Consider the following 21,810-nt stretch of genomic DNA (forward strand, 5'->3'; position numbering starts at 1 on the left):
CGTTCCGTCATCAGCGGCTGGCCGCTAATCTGGAGGTGTTATCCGTGAAAACTGCAATGTGGCTGTACCTCTTCATGTTCCTGGCGTTCTTCGATTTGCATGCCCAGTATCCTATCCTGACCCCCTTTGCCATGTCACTGGGAGCGGGCCCGGCCTTCATCGGCTGGATGATGGGGATGTATTCACTGACCCACCTCCCGGGCAATCTGCTGGCAGGTGTGCTTGTAGACCGCAACGGCAGCCGCCGCTATATTGTATTCGCCCTAACCGTAGCAGGACTGATCCTGCTCTTGCAGGCGCATGCCCAGCTGCCCTGGCATCTGCTCCTGCTGCGGGCGGCAAGCGGGTTCGCCCTGGCGTTCCTCTCCCCTGCCTGTATGACCCTCTTGGCCTCGCTCTCGTCTGACCCGGCGACCCAGGGCAAATACATGTCAGGCAACGGAATTATTCACACGCTGGCTTCAGTGGTCTCCCCTGCCGCCGGAGCCTTCATCGTAGCCAAAGCTGGCTACTCCGGCACGTTCAGTACATTGGGTTGGCTCCTGATCTTCACCGGTGTGATGGCCTTCTTCAGTGTGCCGAAGCATAATCCGGCCCTGGCACTGCATAAGCCTGTACTCCCGTTGAAGGAGAATCTACAGCCAGGGGCGGCCGCTGCCGCTCAGCCTACTGTCTCCAGGCGATATTATCTGCTGCCCTTCTTCGTATCCTGCTCCCAGGGCGTACTGTTCTTCGAGCTTCCCTTATCACAAGGACAGGACGGAATGGTCTCTACCGGAATTCTGCTCTCTCTGCTCAGCCTTGGGGCGCTCGCGACCCTCTGCCTGTTCTTCCTGAACCGCATCTCGCCGGGCATCCGCATTGCCGCTGCCTTATTGGGAATGGCTCTCTGCTTCTTCGCTCTGGCTGCCTTCCGCAGCATTCCGGCCGGAGTGGTTCTCTTCGTGCTCGGGTCTGCAAAAGGAGTATTGTTTCCGGCTATGGCCTCCCTCTTCATCAGTCTGGGCGGCGCAGGACGGCTGGGCCGGACCTTCTCGCTGCAATCCATCGCCATGTCCCTCGGGGCCTTCGCCGGACCTGTAGCCGCCGGACAGCTTAGAGAGTATGTCTCCCCTTACTTCATCGCCTTCGTCCTGCTGATGACCGCACTTATGCTGCTGCCTCCGGGCAGATCCGGCCGTCTCTCTTCCTACGCCCCCGGCTGGAATAGCCCTGCCGCCTGAATGCGACATTTCCCGGGGAATGAATACATATTGTTCCGCCACGCTGTTAAAAACAGCGCAGCTTAGGTACAATATCGTCATAACAACTAAGATCCGGGGGCTGATTGCATATGTCCATCACCATTATTGTCGAAGGCAAGAACGACCGCAGCAGACTGAGGCGGCTGCTTAAACCAGAGGTCGACATTCTGTGCACCTTCGGTACGCTGAATACCCTGAAGCTGGAATCCCTGCGAAATACCATCCGGGACGGAGAAGTCTACCTGTATATGGACAATGACAGCTCCGGCAAAAAAATCCGTGCTGTCCTTCGCGACGCCTTCCCCGATGCCGTGCATATGTATACGCGCAAGGGCTATGCCGGAGTGGAAGGCACTCCCGATGAATATAACATCACCCAGCTGGAGAAGGCCGGACTTGAAGATTTCATTATTTACCCCCAGCCGTATCTCCAGGGGATAGAAGGATAATTCATCGCATGAAGCATATACATTCTTAACCTTTCACCACAAAATGAGGGTGTCCTGTGCAGCAGCTCCACTGCTCCACGGGACACCCTCGTTTATTGCGTTCCTGTGCTATTCACGGGCCAGCTTCTTAACCGTTCTGGCCAGAAACTCCGGCGTTACATTCTCCGTATCCCCGGCATCGTATAATCCCCGGAGCTGGTTGTTCTTGTCCACCAGACCAATGAGGTTCGCATGGGCGAAATCATCCTTGCTCGTGCCGTAGATCAGCACCTTAAAGGATTCCGCTGCCAGCTTGCGTACCTGCTCCTGATCCCCCCGCAGGAAGTACCATCCGCTGTAATCGGCATGGAACTTGTCAGCGAAGGCTTTGATCGCTTCCCTTGTATCATTCTTCGGATCGAAAGAGATCGAGACGAATTCAACGTCTTTGCCGAAGCTGCCGTCTTTAACCAGTATATTCTGCGTCTCTGACAGCATATAGGTGGTAATCGGACACACATCGGGACAGACGGTGAAGAAGAAATAGACCAGCCTTGCCTTACCTGCCGTATCCGCCAGACTGATCTGCTTTCCGTCCACATTCTCCAGGGAGAAGTCCTGTACCTGACCGATGACCGGCAGCTTCTCACCTCCGAAATCAAACGATTTGACTGCCAGATAGACCGCCATAATTACTGCGAGCAGCAGCAACAGCCAGGTCCATTTGTAACGTTTCAAGGTCTGCACAGGACACCTTCCCTCTCTATCCTAAGATTGCTTACACATGAATGGTATTCAGCACCAGGGCAATCAGGCTTAAGGTCAGATAGTTAATGGAGAAGAGGAAGCTTTTCTTCGCCCAGATCTCATCATCCTTGGCCTTGAATCCGATGAGGGTTAAGTAGAGCCAGCCAACCGACAAGGCCAGTGATACAATAAGATAATAAATACCTGCGTAGTCATAGACATACATCAGCACAGGCACGGGGAGCAGCAGCGCGACATAAGGAATCATCTGGAACTTGGTGCGCCGCGTCCCCTTCACAACCGGAAGGAGCGGAAAGCCTGCTGCTCTGTACTCCTCCTTGCGGCGGATGCCAAGTGCCCAGAAATGGGGCGGCTGCCACAGAAAGAGCATTGCGAACAGCAGCCAGGCTCCAAGATCCACTGTACCTGTAACCGCCACATAGCCGATGACAGGAGGCATAGCCCCCGAGATCGCACCTACGGAGGTGCTCCAGGTAGAGGTTCTTTTGAGCCAAAGGGTGTACACTACAACATAGACGAACATGCCGACTATACCGAACAATCCGGCCAGTACACCGCAGAATGCGAACAGCACGATCAACCCGGCAATGCCGAGTCCGATGCCATAGATAAGCACCGTGGTCGGCTTCAGCCTTCCTGTAGGCAGTCCGCGTTCGCGGGTCCGTTCCATCTTCATATCCAAATCGCGGTCAAAATAATTATTGAAGACACAGGCTGAAGCCATGACCAGCATGGTGCCGAGCAAAGTCAGAATCAGGCGGCCATACTGTACATCCCAGCCTGATGCCACCCAATAGCCTGCGAATGCCGCAATCAGATTGGAGCGGATAATGCCGGGCTTCGTAACGGTAATAAAGTCGCGCCAGCTTGCACCTTCCGGTGGAGACTTGGCAGACATTGATGCGGAATCAGAAGAAGCTTGATATCTCAATTGATTGTCCACGTATCGGGTTCCTCCTTCTAGGGAACTTCTTACACTCCGCTATTAACTTTATCATAGCAAACCAGGAAAGGCTTTGACAATCATTGACCAAGATGTTCATTAATTCGACAATTACGTGACGATATTTATTTCCCCGTCCTTAAATAACTTAGCCCAATAATGGGTAGTTATTAATAGAGAACTTCCGTACAAAGGAGATCTGACTAATGGATACTGCCACACATTTTGTTATGGGACTTGGACTTGCAGGTCTGTCCTTCGTCGATCCGCTCGTCGCTTCTAATGGAACGCTTGCCGGAGCGGTGATGGTAGCTACTGTACTGGCTTCTCAGGCACCGGATGCCGATACCGCCCTGCGTCTGAAGGATAACGCGGTATATATCCGCAATCACAGGGGAATCACCCATTCACTGCCCTTTTTACTGCTGTGGCCGGCATTGATCACAGTGGTCATCGGGCCGCTCTTTGGCTTCACGGACCTCGGCACCTTAAGCCATGTTGCGCTCTGGAGCTTCATCGGCGTTGCCGTCCATGTATTCTCCGATCTGTTCAACACTTACGGGACTCAGGCCGCCCGCCCGTTCACCGAGAAATGGATCGCCTGGAATATCATCCATATCTTCGATCCGTTTATCTTCGGCAGCCATGCAGCGGCGATTATTCTCTGGATCAGCGGAATGGTACCGCCCGCTCCACTATTCATTACCTTGTACGCCTGCATCGTCTTGTACTACATCTGGCGGACCCTTGTTCATGCCCGCATTACACGCAGCATCAAGAACAAGGATGTTCACCACCATGCAGGTGACCGATATTATGTGATCCCCACCATTTCGCCAACGCGGTGGAACGTGGTCAAAGCCAAGCCGGACGGCAGCTACAATGTCGGGCTGCTGAACAGCGGGCGGCTGGAATGGTTCAAGCATGCGGTGTGCTCCACTCACCCCGCTGTCGAGCATTCCAAATCCCATCCGGATATTCAGGCCTTCCTGTACTTCACCTCTTACGCTGTCGCGGAGGTGGAGGAGCTGCCCTCTGGTTATATTGTACGCTGGGGAGATGTCCGTTATTTACACCGTAAGCAATTCCCGTTCGTGGCTGTCCTGGTAATGGATCATGAGTATAAACCGCTGAATACTTATGTCGGATGGCTAAGCAGCGAGAAGCTCGATGAACGCTTCGCCATTGACCCGGGAACCGTCAAGCTGTAGGAAGTTTTTTTGAAGACAGGTGGCATCTGCAGGGGCAGGTGCCATTTTTTTAATTGTGCGGTCAAAGGTCACGCCGAGATGTTGTAAATATTGCAACTTTGAATAAGGGGTATAAGGATCACTGTATGGATTGTTGCAGGAAATGCAGGAATTTCCCCGCTCCGCCGTTTGGGGAGGAAGATACGTTATAGACTATATTTACCGGGGATCTATTCTCTTGCCTCCCCCTTGACGTCCGGGACGGCATAAGGCACAATCAACAACAAAAGCGGTTACAGTTCAAAGCCTATATACGCTCACTTTACGCAAAATCCCGGCATGCTGCGAGGCACACCGGGATTCACTTGTACACTATTTGAAGCAGAAAGGAAGGCTGGAACATATGGGTAAAGGTCTGTCACTGTGGTTCGCCTGCTCTTCAATTCTACTCCTCACAGCAGCTTCCATCTCGATCAGCTATAACATTTGGCTGGCACTGCTGCTCGGCGCGCTATGCGTGCTTAACATCGGCTGGGGCTTCATCGTCAAGGCCAGGCTGAGACGCAAGGCGGAGAGCAACCAGCCTGCCCCTTAACTTAACGGGTAGGCAGGAAGCCCATCCGTTCCTTCACGCCCTCCAGGGTCCGGGCAGCACTGATCCGTGCACTTTCGGCACCCTGAGCCAGAATATCACTCAGCATCCCTGAGCTGCGGATGTCCTGATATCTTTGCTGGATCGGCTCCAGCAGGGCTACGACCACTTCAGCCAGCTCTTTTTTGAAGCCGCCGTACATTTGGCCTTCATATTTGTCGGCAATCTGCTGCAGGCTCATTCCCGAGCACTCGGCATAGATGCTCATCAGATTGCTGATCTCCGGCTTAGCTGCCGGGTCGAAGATAACCTCACGGCCGGAATCGGTTGTGGCCCGGCTGATCTTTTTGCGGATCACATCAGGCGGGTCCAGAAGTCCGATTCTGCTGCCGGGGTTGGGATCGCTTTTGCTCATCTTCTTGGTGCCGTCATCCAGGGACATAATCCGCGCTCCGACCTCCGGAATGTAAGGCTCAGGGACGGTGAAGAAGTCACCGAACCGGTGATTGAAGCGTCCCGCCAGGTCACGGGTCAGCTCCAGATGCTGCTTCTGGTCTTCGCCTACCGGCACAAGATCCGCATTATAGACCAGAATATCGGCGGCCATCAGCGACGGATAGACGAACAGGCCTGCGCCCACGGATTCTTTGCCGGCCGACTTATCCTTGAACTGTGTCATCCGCTCCAGCTCACCCATGGCAGTGAGCGTAGTCAGAATCCATCCAAGCTCGGCATGCTGCGGCACATGGGACTGCATATAGACATGTGCAATGGACGGATCGATGCCTGCAGCGAGATACAGCGCGGCAACTGATTCGGAATTCTCACGCAGAGCTGCGGGGTCCTGGGCTACCGTAATGGCATGCAGATCGACCACCATGAAGTAACATTCGTATTCCTTTTGAAGCTTGACGAAATTCTTGATTGCCCCGATATAATTACCGAGTGTGAGTGAACCGCTGGGCTGTATGCCCGACAATACTTTTTTAGCCATTCTCTTATCCTCCATCATCATAATTAATGTCCGCTGGCGCATAGAACGCAAAAAGGCCCCACATCCGCAAGGGACGTGAGACCGTGGTACCACCCTTATTCGCTGCCTGGAGTCCCCGCAGGGATCTATGCAAACAGCCTTGGCTTCCGTTAACGGGGAAGAGGCGGCCGGTCTACTTAAGGCTTATGCAGCCTGTTCGAGCGCGGCGCTCAAGGGTCCATTCAGTCAGAGGTGCACCACCGGTTCACATCAGCCACCGGCTTTCTGGAGGTACAGTCCATGCTTACTTGTCCCTGTCATCGCGTTACCTGTGTTACTTGATGCCTCCATCATAGATCGGCCCGGAGAAGTTGTCAAATCCCTAACCTCCTCCGGATAAATCTGGTATGATAAAGATATTCGTGTGTATGTAATCTGATTACAGCTTATCAAAGGAGCATATCTCTTATGAAACAGGTGACCAAAGGGCAGTGGAACGGTTATGATACGTATATTTTGCATAGCCGGGAACTGGAAGTCACGCTTCTGCCCCGGCTGGGTAATAACGTAATTTCATTATGGGACCGCACCATGGAGCGGCAGATCCTCCGTCAGCCTGAAGAAAGCGACTTGGCATCATATATGCAGAAACCTTATCACTTCGGCCTGCCCCTCCTGGTGCCGCCTGGACGGATACGCGGCGGAAGCTTCCAGTTCGAGGGCACAAGCTACCAGTTCGACCGCAATGCGGGAGAACATCATATTCACGGACTGCACCGCACCCAGGCCTGGTGTGTCAGTGACATTGAAGAAGACGAGGACGGCTGCGCGGTCACCACTGAATTCCTTACCATGGATGATCCGGAGTGGATCAGACAATTTCCCGAGCCGCTGAAGCTTGAAATGACCTTCCGGCTTCAGGATGACCGGCTCCAGCAGACGCTCAGGGTCACTCATCTCGGCAGCAAAAGTGTTCCTTTTGGCGCAGGCTACCACACCTGGTTCATGCTGGACGGAACACCTTCCCGCTGGAATGTTACCCTTCCTGCCGGGGCTGTCTATGAGCTGAGTGAGGATCTCCTGCCTACTGGACAGCTATTGCCGCTCGGGGAGCTTACGAGCCTGCACACCCGGCTGAATCTTCAAGGTGCGGACCTGGATACCGTCCTGCGTATAGCAGAGGGCCAGCCTGCCGAGGCCGTATTGATGCGGGATGATGGATATGGGCTGCGTTACTCAGCCGATCCTGACTTCTTCTGCCACTGGATTCTCTATACCAAAGGCGAAGCCGACCAGTTCCTGTGCATTGAACCGCTCACCTGGCTCCCGGATGCACCTAATCTCCAGCAGGACGCCTCCGTTACCGGGCTGATCACGCTTGAACCCGGACAGACGCTCGTTCTGGGGGGCACGCTGCAGATGATTTATCCGGAGCGGTAAATTTCATATAATTACCATCCTATAAACCTTCAAAATCCGTGCATGAATTCTCCCTCCCGCGCTCATACTATCTTCACAACGGGCGAAGGAGGTGAGCACACATGGGTCAAGCAGGTCAACAAAGTCGTGGTAGCCGTTCTAACAACCTGGTCGTTCCTCAAGCGAATGCAGCGCTGCAGCAGTTGAAATATGAAGCAGCACAAGAGCTTGGAGTAACTATTCCGGCTGACGGTTATTATGGGAACTATACTTCCCGCGAAACTGGTTCTTTGGGAGGATATATCACCAAACGTCTGGTGCAACTGGCAGAGCAACAACTGTCTGGTCGTTCGTAATCGCTACCTCATCTTTACAAACCGTCTAAGCCGTGAGGCATAGACCAAAGCAGCTTCACAGCCCTCCCGCGCTTCTCGTCGAAGCGCAGGGGGGCTTTTCTATATGTATATAGAATCAGCCGAAGGATTGATCCGAGGCCTCACCGTGACTGCTGCGCGGATAACGGATCATCAGGTTCGCCATATTGTAGTTGGACTCCAGTGTGGCGTCCACCACCACCATTCCCTGACGTACAGCAAATTCGTAGCTGATCTCTCCATGCGTCCACCGTTTCTTATACTTCAGGCTCTCCAGTGCCATGACGCGGAATGAGAATTGCTGCCTAGAAGTCAGCCCCTCCTGTTCGGCTGCGAAGCTTCCGCTGCGTCCGGCGAGCGGATTGTGGCGGACCCCGAACTTGCCGATAATATTATTCCTGATCTGTACAAATACGGTCCCTGAATTCAATCCTGACAATTCCTCCTGCAGCTCATGAAATACCAGATCCATCTGTCTTGCAAGCGATAATTGTTCCGTCCTCACATGCATTTCCTCCTAAAAGTCTTGTGGGTGATGCAGCCTCATGGCTCTGCCTCACACAACACTTGCTTCGTAAGCAGTTGTTTGAATTTCGTGGGTCTAGCAGCGCTTATATAAGGCTTTAGGCTCATTATAGGGTACTATTTAAACACCCACAACATTATTCAACATAATTGGGTTATAATCCCTATAAATGCGCAAATTATTTAGTATTTATAGCAAAATACATACTTTTTTCGCCATTTATCGACAAATAAACAACATAAAAAGACCCCGAAACCGGGGCCTTTGCACATTCACACCATATTCTACAGTCATCATTTCACTGCAAAAAATCAATTCTTCTCATTTTCGACAAATTCTTAGGCGCGTTGTTCCGTCATTTCCAGGAATTCATTAATATCGGCAATGATTAAATCCGCCGCCCCCTGCCAGAAATCCGGCTTGGACAAATCAACGCCCAGATGCTTCGACACCAGATCCTCCAGCGTCATCACTCCGGTATCCTGCAGCAGGCTGTCATACTTATCGGCAAAGGAAGCCCCTTCTTGCAGTGCAAGCCGGTATAGACCGGTGCTGAACATATACCCTACCGTATACGGGAAGTTGTAGAACGGCACATCCGTGATATAGAAATGAAGCTTCGACGCCCAAAAATGCGGATGATATTCGGAGAGAACCCCGCAGAAGGCTTCCTTCTGGGCTTCCTCCATCAGCGCGGACAATTCCTCACTGCTTACCAGACCTGCCTTGCGCTTCTCATAGAAGCGGGTCTCGAACAGGAAGCGGGCATGGATATTCATGAAGAACGCCACACTGTTCTGGATCTTCGCTTCAAGCAGTGCCAGCTTCTCATCACTGTCCGCCGCAGATTTCACCTGTGCATCCGACACAATGACCTCCGCAAAGGTAGAAGCGGTCTCCGCCACGTTCATTGCATAGTTCTGGTTGAACAGCGGCTGGTCCTCCAGCAGGAAGGAATGATAGGCATGGCCCAGCTCATGCGCAAGTGTGGATACATTGGACGGCGTACCGCTGTAAGTCATGAAGATACGGGATTCCTTGCTCTCCGGGAAGGAGACGCAGAAGCCGCCCGGACGCTTCGCGGCCCGGTCTTCAACCTCAATCCAATCCTTGTCGAAGGCGCGCTCGGCGAAATCCGCCAGCTTCGGACTGAATTTGCGGAACTGGGTCACGATGTCGGCGGCTGCCTGTTCATAGGGAATTTTGCCGGAGGACTTGCCGACAGGCGCATCCACATCGACCCAGGCGAGTGACTCCAGACCCAGAATCTCCGCCTTGCGCTTCAGATAGGATACCAGTGCGGGCTTACTCTTCGTGATCACGTCCCACATGACATCCAGAGTCTCACGGGACATGCGGTTGATGCCCAGCGGCTCCTTCAGCACATCCTCCCAGCCGCGGCCCTTGTACAGCTTCAGGCGGAAGCCTGCCAGATGATTCAAGGTATCTGCACAATAGTCGGCCGCCCCGCCCCAGGCTTCTTCCCATTTGCGGAACATCGTACGGCGGACCTCAGGATTCTCGTCCGTCAGCTTGTTGAAGGCTTGACCGGCAGAGAGCAGCTTCTCTTCCCCGTCTTCTTCACAAGGAATCTGGATCTGTCCGACAATGGTCTCATAATGCTCGCTCCAGCCATGATAACCGTCAACTGCAAGCTCAAGTGCCAGGCTCTCCAGCTCCGGGCTCATCTTCTCACGGGCCAGACTCCGGCTCTCACTGAGCACGAAATTCAGCGGGGCAATCTCCGGCCGGGCCATCCACTCCCCCCATACCGCATCAGAGGTCTGGCGCAGCACGTTATCGAAGGCAGAGCTGATGCCCTCATAACTGGCGCGCAGTCCCGTTACCTTGGAGGACAGTCTCACCGCCCCTTTGTCGAGCTGATTCTGTGCACCCAGACAACCGGCGAATTCCGAGGCCTGTGTAAGACGTCCGGCACAGCTCTGCAGCAGCTCAATGACCGGGTCCAGCCCCTTCGTTGAAGCCGCATCAGCCGGTGCAGCAGCGGCAGCCACCTGCGCGCGCAGACGTTCAATATCGGATTCGAGCACGCTCAGGAAGCTCTCGAACTGCGGAGAGGCAGAGCCTCCCGGAAAAATCGATTCCAGTTCCCATGTCAGTGATAACGGTTGTTTCATATAGACTCACCATTCCTTTGTTATAGAGTAGTTTTCTTTGTAATTGAGGTAGAGCCATGGTAAAGTGAATCATGATACTCCACTAATTGTAAGGAGGGCCTCCTAATGAAGCCACTGCAAATATCGCCGGAGACGGCCATCACCTTATCGAAAAAACTCGGCGTTCCGCTGGAACACCTGATGCATATGCCCCAACATATCCTGCTGCAAAAGATCGCTGAATTATCCAAGAAGCCCGGAAGCGAGACCACTGAGGACAGCGCACCTGCTCCCTCCAGTGAGAAGGATAAGCAATGATCCCCTTCAGCCATACCTGGCCTTATGACATTATTCTTGGCGACATGTACGTGCAATACTGCCCCTTCTGCGACCATGAGAATGTTCTTCTGCCGATGAAGCCTAAGGAGCTGCAGCACGTGCGTGACGGCAAAAAAAAGCTGCTGGTCTTTCCCTGCTGCAGTGCAAGTCCCACCGTCATTGATAATGACAATGACTACCTGTTGTTTGACCGGGCGGTCCGCTAAGCTCGGATGACCGGCAGTTCGCCCCGCTTAAGCGGGCAGAGGCGTAGAAGAGGCATTCCTTCTACGCCTTTTTTGCGTTCCGGTATAACGGATAGACGCTTTAACACCCGCACCAAGCCTTCTATGTACCTGCCGGAAGTCCGTCCGGATCAACGTCCAGCCCGCGCATCTGCTCACGCAGAATGGCCCATTGCTCGCGTGAAGCCCGGATCATGGCCGCGTCCGTAATCCGCTGGTCATTAATGACCCTTGAGAACCACCGCACAGCGGCGGCGAACTCCCCGATCCGGCGGTTCAACTCACCAATCAGATACATCAGCCGCGCATCATTACCGCCGGAGGAATCATTCTCAAACACCTTCACATACTCATCCAGCGAATAGGTCAGGAAGCGCTGCTCCTGCACCGTATCCCCTTGATACCGGTAGAGCCAGGCAATATGGTGCAGCAGGCTTGCGATAATACGTTCCTTGTCTTTAATGCTCTGTGCGCAGATCAGCGCCAGCTTGTACGTCTCCAGCGCTTCCTCCCAGTTACGTTTCTCTCCGAAGCTGCGGGCCTGCCACCGTCTTCCTACCTGGGCATCGAAGGATTTCCGCTGCCAGTCAGCCAGCTTGTCCGCAGAATTCTCCGTGGAGGCAAAGCCGCACTTCGGACAGACCCGAACCACATAATAATCGGGATTCTCCGCCTTGTAATAGGAGCAGAAGTCCGCATCGCGGCGGATAGCCTTTTTGAGGCTGGGACGTACTCTTGAGGTAGAAAATTCATGTTCACAGTTACAGCAGGTAACCTTAATCGAGTACAGCGGTATTAATTCCGGCACGGGTGCCCTCATCCTTTCACAACTACACTTTATTCATGGGGCATATTGACAAAATGATGGGCGGGACCAGCCAGCCGGCTCAGAACAAAGGTCCGGAGAGACTCTTCCACACCAATCTCCTCAAGCGCTGCCTTCATGCAGGCGAGCCAATCCTCCGCCAGAGCAGGAGTGATGGGGACATGCATATGTCTGGCTCTCATCATGGGATGGCCATGCTGCTCGGAGAACAGAGCAGGGCCTCCAAAGAATTGGCTCAAGAACTGATATTGCTTCTCCAGCACCGGAGTAATATCTTCAGGGAATAGCGGGCTGAGCTGCGGGTGAAGCTGCACCTTGGCATAGAATACAGTTACCAGACGGTGAATTCCCTCAGCACCTCCCAGGCTGTCATACAGGCTCTCTTTCGGATTCATTGGAGGTATCGCCTTCTTCCATATTTAATCTGATAAGCAGTTGCTTCTCATTATACCAAAAAACCCGCTGCACGGTTATCCCTGCCTTAAGACATCCCCTTATTCCAGGACAAGAAGACCAGTAAGCTGCCCGTGTGCAACAGAAAGCCCAGATTATTTCAAATTCCAGACAAAATAACACCAGAAAATTCAGACAAAAAAAGGCGCCAAACCGGAGTTCAGCGCTCGTAAGCTAATCAGTATGTTCTAAAATCTTCATCACCAGGCGGGACAAGGGAGACCCGGATCACATATACAAAAGCACAAACGAGCACTCCGGCAACTACACTCATCACCATCACTCCATCCCTGAAAATCTAACTCAACAAGATGTGCATTAATTAAGTTTATAATACCATAATTTCAGTGAAAAAGCACCGGTAAATGTAACCGTTTTCCTCGTTTTTTTGTGCTGTTTGTCCACCTTTCGGCATACAACTAAGCATAGAACTGGAGGCGAGAAACCGATGACTCTGAACAAAATCGCAAGCCCGCTGCTCGGGATCGTGCTGGCGGGCTGTATGCTGCTGATGCTGGTGCATCCCGCAAGCGCTCTGGATGCGGCGCTGCGCGGGCTCGCTGTCTGGTGGGATGTGCTGTTTCCCTCACTGTTTCCGTTCTTCGTCATCTCTGAAATTATGCTGGGCTTCGGCATTGTCCATCTGTTCGGCGCCCTGCTTGATCCGCTGATGCGCCCGCTCTTCAATCTACCCGGCAGCGGCGGCTTCGCCCTAGCAATGGGATATGTATCAGGATACCCTGTCGGTGCGAAATTAACCGCCAAGCTGCGCGAGCAGGGAATGATTACCAGAATTGAGGGCGAGCGGCTCGTCGCCTTTACGACCTCCTCGGACCCGATTTTTCTGCTGGGCGCGGTCTCTGTGGGCTTCTTTCATGACGCTTCTCTTGGGCTTGTGCTTGCCCTTGCCCATTACGGGGGAGGACTCATCGTAGGTCTGCTGATGTCCTTCCATGGCCGGGGCAGGCCGGAAGAAGCAGCTACGCCCCTCCCCCTCCCCCATTCAGGCAGCTCTTCTGCGTCTCCGGAAGGACAAGGCCCCGGAAGGCTTCGGGCAGCACTGAACGCGATGGCAAATGCCCGCCGGGTAGATGGAAGAAGTCTCGGCGAGCTGCTGAAGAGTGCCGTCACCTCCTCGCTCCAGCTCATCATCGTTGTCGGCGGCCTGGTTGTCTTCTTCAATGTGCTGATGGAGCTGCTCGCCCGTGCCGGTGTAATGTCCGCCCTGTTCAGCATGACCGGACGGCTGCTGTCGCTGGCCGGCTTCCCGCCTGGGCTCTCTGCCGCCCTGGTCAGCGGCTTATTCGAAGTGACGCTTGGCGCCAGGTCGGCGGGTGAAGCTGCCGGAGGCGTTCCGCTGCAGTTCAAGGCTGCGGCGGCAGCGTTCATTCTCTCCTGGGGCGGCCTGTCAGTTCATGCGCAGGTCGCCAGTATCCTGAATGGTACCGGACTGCGCTATCTCCCGTTCATGGCCGCCCGCCTGGCGCACGCTCTGCTCTCAGCGGTTCTGCTTCTCCTGCTATGGAAGCCGGTAGTCAGCTCGGGACTGGCCGGTCAGTGGTCCGCACAGCCCGCCGCCTCCGGGCTGGCCGGTCCAGAAGCCGCCCTAATCAGCAGCATCAGCCTGCTCTGCCTTCTGCTCGCAGTTATGCTGGCCCTGTCGCTGGTGGTCTTTCTGCTGGGGAAGCTGTGGCGGCAGCCCTATGCGCGCCGAAGATAATTCAATATGCCACGGATCTCCCGCTGCAGCACTGTAGCGGATTCCGGCTTTTCACAGCGCTAATATTGTGTTCCGGGTCAAGATTGATTATGATCGGTGTATGACTGAATTAGACAAAGGAGCCTGTACATCTTGAGATATTATGTTCTGGACCGCGGAGATGAATTATCCATCCAACTAGCGGAGCAATTTCACAAGCTGGCGCAAGGCCGGAATCTGGAGCTGGATGCCAAGTCACCGGAAATCGTGATCTCTATTGGCGGTGACGGCACGATGCTGCACGCTTTTCATACGTTTACCGATCAGATCCCGAACCTCGCTTTTGTTGGCGTGCATACCGGCCATTTGGGCTTCTATGCGGACTGGCAGGCCGAAGAGCTGCCGTCCCTGATTGATTATATGTGCGGAGAAGTTGGGCCGCATAAACCCCGTATCGTTCAGTACCCGCTGCTCGAACTGGAAATACATAAGAAATCCGGCTCCAGCAAGCACATTGCCCTGAATGAATTCACCCTTAAGGGGGTGGACGGGACGGTTGTAATCCAGGTGGATATTAATGATGTAACCTTTGAGATGTTCCGCGGGGACGGCCTGTGTGTGTCCACACCTTCCGGCAGTACCGCTTATAACAAAAGTCTGGGAGGCGCTATGGTGCACCCCTCGATCGAGGCGCTGCAGATTGCTGAAATTGCCTCCATTAATAACCGGGTATTCCGGACCATGGGATCGCCGCTGCTGCTGCCTAAGCATCATCACTGCGATATCTTCTCGCGCAAGGATCAGCGCCTGCTGCTGACCATTGACCATAATAACATTCCGGTGGATGATCTGATTTCGGTACGTGCTCAGGTTGCGGACCACAAAATCAGCTTCGCCCGTTACCGCCCTTTCCCGTTCTGGAACCGTGTCCGGGAGGCCTTCTTAGTCTAATTAATATTTGCCGATAAAGCCGGAGATGCCCCCGATCTCCGGCTTTATCATGCCGGCTGACGGGAACCCTACTGAGTCTGGCAGCAGCACGCAGAATAAATAGACAGACCGAATTTCCAAATGGTATAATGGTTCTATTTTACAAAGTTTTCTATTTGAAGGAGCGAATCTATTGAAGAAATTAGTATCCCTGCTAAGCATCAGCCTGCTGGCCCTTGTGCTGGCGGTTCCTGCTTTTGCCGCAGACAAACCCATTAAGGTGTATATTAACGGCAGTAACCTTGCCTTCACAGCAGGGACTCCTTATTTGAAGAATAATACAGTGCTTGTGCCTTTCCGAGTTGTGTTTGAGAAGCTTGGCCTGCAGGTACTGTGGGACTCCAAGACGGACACCGTAACCGGCACCGGAACAGGCCTTACTATCAGCCTTAAGGTAGGCAGCAAGCGGGCCAGCGTCAATGGAACCGTCAAGCAGCTCACAGTCGCTCCTGTCTCTAACGCCGGGACCACCTACATACCCTTGCGCTTCATCGCCGAAGCCACCGGGGGCACAGCGACCTGGGATTCGGCCAGCCGCAGCGTGAAGATTACCGTATCGCCGTCCTCCGCCTCCAGTGAGCAGGAGATCAAGGCAATCATTCAATTGGCTAACCAATATTATAATGAAGAGAAGGCCAGCAGCTTCTATTCGCTTGTTGATGCAGGGGCAGACCAAACGGAAGCTGTAAGCGATATGAATTCCCAGTTCGAGCTATATGACATCAAGAATACGATCGAGAGTCTTAAAGTGCTCAGTCTAACGGGCAACGAAGCTACAGTCCATTCTGTCGAAAAAGCAGTACGGACCGGCGGGTATTATACACCGGATGAGCAGTACGAATACTTATATACGCTGGTCCGTCAAAACGGCGCCTGGAGGATCTCTGCCATGGATCTGCAGGAATCCTCAGTGCTGCTGACGCGCGAACAAGGTATGAAGCCCGCTGTGCTTCCACAGGGTGATCAGACCGGAATTAAGGATACGCTCAGCAAATACTACCAAGGTATGAATGCCCGCAATGCAGATGCAGTCCTTGCCGTGATGACCTCGTACGATAAGGAGGAGGATGACTCTTACAAAGAGGAGCTGCGTGATTATTTCAAAACCTATGATCTAAGCTATGCGGTGTCTTCCTCCAATGTCTTCTATTACACAGACTATGAAGCTGCAGTCTATGCGGAAGTGGTCATTACGGACGGTGAATCGAAGGAGACCTATACCCAGTCTCTGATCCTCCTGCTCTCGAAGCCGGAGAGCGGTGCCTGGACGATTGACACCACTTATCATATCGGCTTCGACGCGCAGTCCTAAATTTTAAAAATTCATCTAAAGGATGTCATGAACTCATGAAATCAGCCAAAATTGTTACCGCACTTTTGAGCAGCTGTCTGGCTCTATCCATCGCCTTAGCTCCTGCTGCTTCAGCAGCAGACGCTGCCGCCGCCGCCACCGACACGGCGCAAGCCTCCAAGACGGAGATTATCAATGAAATTATGCAATATCTGGAGTATTACAACGTCGAGGGTGTAGATCAGGATACGCTTATCCGCGGTGCGATTGACGGTATGGTCAATACACTGGACGATCCTTACAGCCAATACTTTACGAAGGAGGAAGCTGCAGACTTCGGTCATCAGGTCGATCTGCAATATGTCGGCATCGGCGTCCGGCTGATGTATTCGGGCAAAGAGCTATACATTGAAGAGGTCATGAGCGGCTCCCCGGCCGAGGCCGCGGGACTAAAGCGCGGCGACTCCATCCTCAAGATCGACGGGGTGCGGGTGGCTGATACGAATGGCGACGAGCTGAGCGGCAAAGCGGGCACGAAGGTCTCTTTGCTGATTCAGAGAAACGGGGCTAACAGATCCTATACGGTTACCCGCAGCGAGATTGCTACAAGCTCCGTAACCAGCAAGATGCTTAGCTCCAAGATCGCTTACATCTCCATCAACGGCTTCACCCAGACTGCCGATGAGGAATTCTCCGCAGCGCTGGACAAAATGCGTTCAGGCGGCATGAAATCACTCGTACTGGATCTGCGCGATAATACAGGCGGTTATATGGACAGCGCCCAGAATATCGTCTCCAAGTTCATGGATGCCGGTATTATGATGTACACCTCCGACCAGACCGGTACACTGAAGCCGGTCGCAATTACGAACGGCAGCAAGATCGGCGTGCCTGTGGTCGTATTGACCAATGAATATACGGCCAGCGCCTCCGAAGCCTTGACCGGGGCACTTCGTGACAACAAGCTGGCTACAGTTGTAGGCACGCGCTCTTACGGAAAGGCACGGATTCAGAGCCTGATTCCCATGTCCGGCGGCGGCGAGCTGAAGCTGACCACCATGAAGTATCTGACTCCGAACAAGGAGGACTTCAATCATATCGGACTTGCGCCTGATATCGAGGTCAAGGGCAAAACTGCCCAGTTGATTACCGCTCTGCAAATCGCCGGGATGAAGGAGATTGTCGCCTCTGGTGACCGTCATATTCTGGATATCAACGGCACTGCTTTTGCCGGAAATGTTGGTCTGATCCAGCAGGGCGATAAGGTGTATGCCGCCTCCCGTGTCCTCTCCGCGCTGGTGGAGAATGAGGTCTCCTGGGATGCCAAGAACAAAAAGGTGCTGCTGACCAACGGTTCCGGTAACGTATCCGGGTTCACCCTGGCCTCCAAGGAGGCGCTGTACCAGGACGGCGAGACCTTCATCGAGCTGAATGCCTTCAAGAAAAAGTTCCCTGCACTTGTATGGAGCTACAATGATTCACTGAAACAGCTCAAATTAGCTGTGAAATAGAATTAGCCCGGCGACAACAAGGGCTGTCCCAAAAGCCATGGAATGGTTGATTGGGACAGCTCTTTATTGTGGAGTAGAATTTACGTGAGCATTTGGGTGGACGCTCCGCAAACGGAATGTTGTTCCAATCGCTTGTCCGCGGATTGTTCTGTCCGCTCCGCTGTTTAAGCGAGAATTGACTCTTTCAGGCTTACGGCTTAGTTTGTTCCCTACACGGTAGGCGTCAGAACAATGTATGCTGTTTTTCGCATACATTCGAGCCATACGCCTGCGCGCCGGCACAATGTATGCTGTTTTTCGTATACATTTGGGCCACACGCCTGCGCGCCGGCACAATGTATGCTGTTTTTCGTATACATTCGGGAGTACCCGCTATTCACGTCAGCTCATAGTAGAAAAAGCCTCTTCAGCTATTTCCTGAAGAGGCTTTTTGAGTTCCATTTTAGAAACAGGGGGTGTCATGCTGTCCCCTTGGCTATCGTTCTAGTTGTCCTGCTTGTTCTGGTTATTGTCTTGTCTGTCCTGCTTGTTCTGGTTGTTATCCTGTCTATCCTGTCTGTTCTGGTTGTCCTGCTTCTCCGGTCTATCCTGCTTATTCTGATTCGCTTGCTTGTTAGACCGGTTGTCTTTGTGTTCTCTGTTCTGCTTGGCATTATTCGGCTGGCCTTGCTGGCCTCTGCCCTGGAACTCTTTATGGTTCTTCTTGCCCTGGCCTTCTTTGTTGCGGTGATTGCGGCTCTGGTGCTCACGCACGGGTCTGTCCTTGGTTGCATGCTCCCGGCCGGAGCCGCCTGCGGCATCCCTGTCCCGGCCTGCACCCTTCGTCTGCGGCTCCCGGTGTTCTTTTACCGTTACCACCTGTTCAGCTTCCTGCTCCAGATCCTCGTCCAGCCCGGGCTCCGGGACTTCCTTGATCAGAATATCCTTGAAGGTTCCCTCCTGCGGGGACTCCTTCAGCTTATGCAGCACAAAATACGCACAGCCAAAGTTACAGTATTCGTTAATATAATCCACCATGCCTGAGATGGCTGTGTCCCGGTTCACTTTAGGGTGATTATCCCGGTAAAAGCCTTTGAGGCGCAATTGGCTGTAGCCCCAGTCGCCGATGATATAATCGTACCGGTCCAGCACTTCGCTGTATCTTCCGCGAAAAGCCTCCGGGTTCCAGCCGTCCTTATGATCGAGCATCAGCTCGTAACCTTTTCCACCTATAACGATCAAGCGTGTGTCGCCTGCCTTTCAATTGAGAAAATAGGGGCGCGTTGATAAGCCGTCATTGCGCGGGATTTTGAATTTCCGGCCGCTGTTGTGGTCTGATTTCTTCCATTTAACCGCTATGCGGTGAAATCAGACCACAAAGGCGGACGCTGCCGCTCCTACAATTTCAAAATCCCTCTCCATGACTCCATCAACGCGAAGGGGGTGCAACCGCCACCCAAGAACCTCGCCTCTCTTGCGGCATTGGTACTTTAAGCCTTTCAAACCCCTTTTAAAAACCTAACACCTAAAAACCTTAAAACAAAAACCTTAAACAAAAAACTGCCTGTGACTTCGTCATGCGGGGAATTTGCCCTAGCAAATTCTAAATAAAAAACCAAGGCTTCGGCAACTGCGCTGCATGGCGCTACGCTGCCGGTTGGTTATCTATGCCTGCGAAACAGAACGCGCCTCACGGGCCACCGCAGCAGACTTCACCTGCTCATGGGCACGGTAAGAGCTGCGCACCAGCGGGCCGGCCTCCACATGGCTGAAGCCGCGCTTCAGGCCCTCTTCCTTCAGCACCGCAAACTCCTCGGGCGGATAGTATTTCTCCACATTCAGATGCTTCGGCGAAGGCTGAAGATATTGTCCTAATGTCAATATATCACAATCTACGGCTCTAAGGTCATCCATCGCCTGCAGAATCTCATCCCACTGCTCACCGACGCCAAGCATAATACTCGATTTGGTCGGAATCTCCGGCTTCATCTCCTTGGCCCGGCGCAGCAGCTCTAGGGAACGGCGGTATTTGGCCCGGGCCCGGACACGGTCTGACATCCGTTCCACAGTCTCAATATTGTGGTTCAGGATATCCGGACGGCTGTTCATCACGGTCTCCAGGCTCTCGCGGTCCCCCAGGAAATCAGGAATCAGCACTTCAATGCTGCATAGAGGAAGGCGCTTACGGATCGCAGACACAGTCTCGGCAAAAATCGCCGCCCCCCCATCCTTCAGATCATCGCGGGCGACGCTTGTAACCACACAATGCTTAAGCTGCATGCCTTCAGCAGCCTCTGCCACACGTTCCGGCTCCAGCAGATCCAGCTCGGTCGGCAGGCCTGTATTCACCGCACAGAAGCGGCAAGCGCGTGTACAGATATCCCCCAGAATCATGAAGGTTGCCGTACGGTTAGCCCAGCATTCATAAATATTCGGGCAGCGTGCTTCCTCGCATACGGTATGTAACGTCTTAGAGCGCATCATACCCTTGATTTCCTGATATTCCTCACCGGTGGTTAACTTGATTTTGATCCAGTCTGGCTTGGGCTGTTTGGCTGTTCGATTAGTCAAAGTGATGAGACCCCGCTTTCGATCTGAATGTCAATGTCCATTTCTTTCACAGTCAAAAGTTGCTGCCTAATATTATAGCATGCGAAGTAAGGCTTTGCCTGTTTTTGTGAACCTTGGAGCGGTCATGGATAAAAAAAGTCCTTTTGCTTCAATCTAAAGAAAAGCACCTGACGGGTGCCACTTCCGCAATAATGTATGCAACTAATGCGCCCAAACGCAGGAGGATGAGATCATGCTGGCCTTATTAAAGAGCCCCTACACCCGCAGAACCTTAATGTGCATGTCTGCCGCCGCCCTGCTCTGGAGCGGCAGTCCTGCCGAAAGTGCCCAAGCTGCCCGTTATTATCAAATTCCCGAACTGAGCTCAGGCAGTCCTGCTCCTGCTCCCGCAGACAGCAAAGAGACTGCCGCCGCTGACCGCAAGCAGCTCTTTGAGCAGATGGGCGCAGCAACCGGCATTCCCTGGTACCGCTTCGCTGCCATCGACCAGTACGAACGGTCCATTGCCAGGAAGAGCAAAAAAACAGCCGCCGCAGAAAACCCTTCTGCAGCGGCTAAGCCACGGCTTACCGGAATTATAATTCCGGCGCCCGTATGGTCCGGTCCGCTGAACCCGGATCAGGACGACAAGCAGCCGGATTCGATCCGCTTCTTCGGCGGCTTCGGGCTGGATGGCTCGGGGGACGGCATCGCCGATCCCGAGAGCGATGCCGACGTGCTCTACAGCATGGCCCGCCACTTGCTAAAATACGGGGATTCCGCTACGGACTTCAATATCGGGATCTGGGAGTACTACCACAACGGGCGGGCCGCACAGCGCGTCTCCCAGTTCGCCAAGCTATATGAGCATTTTGGACGGCTGGACTTGTCCGGCAGTGCATTTCCGCTGCCGATAGGGACCAATTATGCCTACCGCAGCACCTGGGGAACCGGCCGGAGCTGGGGTGGCGCGCGCATTCACGAAGGCACGGATCTGTTCGCCCCGCATGGCTTGACGGTGCGCAGCACCTGCTTCGGCATCGTTGAGACCAAGGGCTGGAACCGCTACGGCGGATGGCGCATTGGTATCCGCGATATTGAGAACCGCTACCATTATTATGCCCACCTGATGGGGTATGAGAAGTCCCTGCTGCGGGGGGATATTGTCACTCCGGGACAGACCATCGGCTGGGTCGGCAGTTCCGGCTACGGCAGCCCGGGCACACAGGGCAAGTTCCCGCCCCACCTGCATTATGGCATCTACCGTGACCGCGGCATTACGGAATGGGCCTTCGATCCTTACCCGCTGCTCAAGCAATGGGAGAACCAGGAATTCCGGCAGCTGCGGCAAAACAAAAAGAAGAAATAACACCT

At 53.6% G+C, this 21,810-nt stretch carries 22 protein-coding genes; 13 read left to right on the top strand and 9 right to left on the bottom strand.

Annotated elements, in window-relative coordinates; all coding sequences use genetic code 11:
* Positions 1-44 precede the first annotated feature (44 nt).
* Together NSS83_RS13500 and NSS83_RS13505 are read left to right on the top strand one after the other, a co-directional pair.
* Complete coding sequence (locus tag NSS83_RS13500) at positions 45-1,223, top strand: MFS transporter (protein ID WP_341348412.1); 1,179 nt, start codon at positions 45-47, stop codon at positions 1,221-1,223.
* Between the two features lie 110 nt (positions 1,224-1,333).
* Positions 1,334-1,693: a DNA primase gene (locus tag NSS83_RS13505; protein ID WP_341184064.1), complete on the top strand. Its 360-nt coding sequence runs from the start codon at positions 1,334-1,336 to the stop codon at positions 1,691-1,693.
* A 108-nt stretch (positions 1,694-1,801) separates the two neighbouring features.
* On the opposite strand, the gene NSS83_RS13510 is transcribed toward NSS83_RS13505, so the two are convergent.
* Positions 1,802-2,419 (bottom strand): SCO family protein, encoded by a 618-nt coding sequence (locus NSS83_RS13510; protein ID WP_341184063.1) that lies wholly within the window; start codon positions 2,417-2,419, stop codon positions 1,802-1,804.
* A gap of 31 nt (positions 2,420-2,450) precedes the next feature.
* A complete protein-coding gene (gene cyoE, locus NSS83_RS13515; RefSeq protein WP_341348413.1) occupies positions 2,451-3,383 on the bottom strand; it encodes a heme o synthase in 933 nt (310 codons plus the stop codon).
* A gap of 206 nt (positions 3,384-3,589) precedes the next feature.
* On the opposite strand from cyoE, the gene NSS83_RS13520 reads away from it, so the two are divergent.
* Both NSS83_RS13520 and NSS83_RS13525 read left to right on the top strand, forming a co-directional pair.
* Positions 3,590-4,594, top strand: coding sequence for a metal-dependent hydrolase (locus NSS83_RS13520; RefSeq protein WP_341184061.1), 1,005 nt, complete (start codon positions 3,590-3,592; stop codon positions 4,592-4,594).
* A gap of 382 nt (positions 4,595-4,976) precedes the next feature.
* Positions 4,977-5,168 (top strand): hypothetical protein, encoded by a 192-nt coding sequence (locus tag NSS83_RS13525; protein WP_340938264.1) that lies wholly within the window; start codon positions 4,977-4,979, stop codon positions 5,166-5,168.
* A 1-nt stretch (position 5,169) separates the two neighbouring features.
* Here NSS83_RS13525 and trpS read toward each other — a convergent pair whose 3' ends face one another.
* Positions 5,170-6,159 (bottom strand): tryptophan--tRNA ligase, encoded by a 990-nt coding sequence (trpS, locus tag NSS83_RS13530; RefSeq protein WP_036722062.1) that lies wholly within the window; start codon positions 6,157-6,159, stop codon positions 5,170-5,172.
* 447 nt (positions 6,160-6,606) lie between these two features.
* On the opposite strand from trpS, the gene NSS83_RS13535 reads away from it, so the two are divergent.
* Both NSS83_RS13535 and NSS83_RS13540 read left to right on the top strand, forming a co-directional pair.
* The gene (locus NSS83_RS13535) at positions 6,607-7,578 is read left to right on the top strand and encodes an aldose 1-epimerase (protein ID WP_341348414.1); all 972 of its coding nucleotides are present in this window, start codon (positions 6,607-6,609) and stop codon (positions 7,576-7,578) included.
* 101 nt (positions 7,579-7,679) lie between these two features.
* Entirely contained in the window at positions 7,680-7,913 is a 234-nt protein-coding gene (locus NSS83_RS13540; protein ID WP_036701727.1) for an alpha/beta-type small acid-soluble spore protein, read from the top strand.
* Positions 7,914-8,028: 115 nt separating this feature from the next.
* Here the strand turns inward: NSS83_RS13540 and NSS83_RS13545 are convergent, their stop codons facing one another.
* Both NSS83_RS13545 and NSS83_RS13550 read right to left on the bottom strand, forming a co-directional pair.
* Complete coding sequence (locus NSS83_RS13545; protein ID WP_341348727.1) at positions 8,029-8,403, bottom strand: O-methyltransferase; 375 nt, start codon at positions 8,401-8,403, stop codon at positions 8,029-8,031.
* 392 nt (positions 8,404-8,795) lie between these two features.
* Complete coding sequence (locus NSS83_RS13550) at positions 8,796-10,595, bottom strand: M3 family oligoendopeptidase (RefSeq protein ID WP_341348415.1); 1,800 nt, start codon at positions 10,593-10,595, stop codon at positions 8,796-8,798.
* 105 nt (positions 10,596-10,700) lie between these two features.
* Here NSS83_RS13550 and NSS83_RS13555 point away from each other — a divergent pair, with 105 nt between their 5' ends.
* The gene (locus NSS83_RS13555) at positions 10,701-10,892 is read left to right on the top strand and encodes a YycC family protein (RefSeq protein WP_341348416.1); all 192 of its coding nucleotides are present in this window, start codon (positions 10,701-10,703) and stop codon (positions 10,890-10,892) included.
* Positions 10,889-11,119, top strand: coding sequence for a hypothetical protein (locus NSS83_RS13560; protein WP_340938257.1), 231 nt, complete (start codon positions 10,889-10,891; stop codon positions 11,117-11,119). The genes NSS83_RS13555 and NSS83_RS13560 overlap by 4 nt, the downstream gene beginning before the upstream one ends.
* Before the next feature lie 121 nt (positions 11,120-11,240).
* Here NSS83_RS13560 and NSS83_RS13565 read toward each other — a convergent pair whose 3' ends face one another.
* Both NSS83_RS13565 and NSS83_RS13570 read right to left on the bottom strand, forming a co-directional pair.
* Positions 11,241-11,945 (bottom strand): DUF2225 domain-containing protein, encoded by a 705-nt coding sequence (locus NSS83_RS13565; RefSeq protein WP_341348417.1) that lies wholly within the window; start codon positions 11,943-11,945, stop codon positions 11,241-11,243.
* 29 nt (positions 11,946-11,974) lie between these two features.
* Positions 11,975-12,358: a globin gene (locus NSS83_RS13570; RefSeq protein WP_036722077.1), complete on the bottom strand. Its 384-nt coding sequence runs from the start codon at positions 12,356-12,358 to the stop codon at positions 11,975-11,977.
* A gap of 506 nt (positions 12,359-12,864) precedes the next feature.
* On the opposite strand from NSS83_RS13570, the gene ylbJ reads away from it, so the two are divergent.
* The 4 genes from ylbJ (at position 12,865) to NSS83_RS13590 (ending at position 17,907) form a co-directional block, all read left to right on the top strand.
* Entirely contained in the window at positions 12,865-14,136 is a 1,272-nt protein-coding gene (ylbJ, locus tag NSS83_RS13575; protein WP_341184055.1) for a sporulation integral membrane protein YlbJ, read from the top strand.
* A 132-nt stretch (positions 14,137-14,268) separates the two neighbouring features.
* Entirely contained in the window at positions 14,269-15,066 is a 798-nt protein-coding gene (locus NSS83_RS13580; protein ID WP_341184054.1) for an NAD kinase, read from the top strand.
* Positions 15,067-15,238: 172 nt separating this feature from the next.
* Positions 15,239-16,417, top strand: coding sequence for a stalk domain-containing protein (locus NSS83_RS13585; RefSeq protein ID WP_341348418.1), 1,179 nt, complete (start codon positions 15,239-15,241; stop codon positions 16,415-16,417).
* 35 nt (positions 16,418-16,452) lie between these two features.
* Positions 16,453-17,907: a S41 family peptidase gene (locus NSS83_RS13590; protein ID WP_341348419.1), complete on the top strand. Its 1,455-nt coding sequence runs from the start codon at positions 16,453-16,455 to the stop codon at positions 17,905-17,907.
* Between the two features lie 483 nt (positions 17,908-18,390).
* Here the strand turns inward: NSS83_RS13590 and NSS83_RS13595 are convergent, their stop codons facing one another.
* The gene (locus NSS83_RS13595; RefSeq protein WP_341184051.1) at positions 18,391-19,128 is read right to left on the bottom strand and encodes a YutD-like domain-containing protein; all 738 of its coding nucleotides are present in this window, start codon (positions 19,126-19,128) and stop codon (positions 18,391-18,393) included.
* Positions 19,129-19,551: 423 nt separating this feature from the next.
* Entirely contained in the window at positions 19,552-20,457 is a 906-nt protein-coding gene (gene lipA / locus NSS83_RS13600; RefSeq protein ID WP_341184050.1) for a lipoyl synthase, read from the bottom strand.
* Between the two features lie 232 nt (positions 20,458-20,689).
* Here lipA and NSS83_RS13605 point away from each other — a divergent pair, with 232 nt between their 5' ends.
* Positions 20,690-21,805 carry a M23 family metallopeptidase gene (locus tag NSS83_RS13605; RefSeq protein ID WP_341184049.1) on the top strand — a complete coding sequence of 372 codons (1,116 nt, stop codon included), beginning with the start codon at positions 20,690-20,692 and terminating at the stop codon, positions 21,803-21,805.
* Positions 21,806-21,810: the final 5 nt, after the last annotated feature.

This window comes from Paenibacillus sp. FSL H3-0469 (assembly GCF_038051945.1).
Lineage (GTDB): Bacteria > Bacillota > Bacilli > Paenibacillales > Paenibacillaceae > Paenibacillus_AQ.

Coding starts and splice junctions, on each gene's coding strand:
- NSS83_RS13505 (WP_341184064.1), top strand. CDS start 1,334: ATGTCCATCACCATTATTGTCGAAGGCAAGAACGACCGCAGCAGACTG.
- NSS83_RS13520 (WP_341184061.1), top strand. CDS start 3,590: ATGGATACTGCCACACATTTTGTTATGGGACTTGGACTTGCAGGTCTG.
- NSS83_RS13525 (WP_340938264.1), top strand. CDS start 4,977: ATGGGTAAAGGTCTGTCACTGTGGTTCGCCTGCTCTTCAATTCTACTC.
- trpS (WP_036722062.1), bottom strand. CDS start 6,159: ATGGCTAAAAAAGTATTGTCGGGCATACAGCCCAGCGGTTCACTCACA.
- NSS83_RS13535 (WP_341348414.1), top strand. CDS start 6,607: ATGAAACAGGTGACCAAAGGGCAGTGGAACGGTTATGATACGTATATT.
- NSS83_RS13540 (WP_036701727.1), top strand. CDS start 7,680: ATGGGTCAAGCAGGTCAACAAAGTCGTGGTAGCCGTTCTAACAACCTG.
- NSS83_RS13545 (WP_341348727.1), bottom strand. CDS start 8,403: ATGGATCTGGTATTTCATGAGCTGCAGGAGGAATTGTCAGGATTGAAT.
- NSS83_RS13550 (WP_341348415.1), bottom strand. CDS start 10,595: ATGAAACAACCGTTATCACTGACATGGGAACTGGAATCGATTTTTCCG.
- NSS83_RS13555 (WP_341348416.1), top strand. CDS start 10,701: ATGAAGCCACTGCAAATATCGCCGGAGACGGCCATCACCTTATCGAAA.
- NSS83_RS13560 (WP_340938257.1), top strand. CDS start 10,889: ATGATCCCCTTCAGCCATACCTGGCCTTATGACATTATTCTTGGCGAC.
- NSS83_RS13570 (WP_036722077.1), bottom strand. CDS start 12,358: ATGAATCCGAAAGAGAGCCTGTATGACAGCCTGGGAGGTGCTGAGGGA.
- ylbJ (WP_341184055.1), top strand. CDS start 12,865: ATGACTCTGAACAAAATCGCAAGCCCGCTGCTCGGGATCGTGCTGGCG.
- NSS83_RS13590 (WP_341348419.1), top strand. CDS start 16,453: ATGAAATCAGCCAAAATTGTTACCGCACTTTTGAGCAGCTGTCTGGCT.
- NSS83_RS13605 (WP_341184049.1), top strand. CDS start 20,690: ATGCTGGCCTTATTAAAGAGCCCCTACACCCGCAGAACCTTAATGTGC.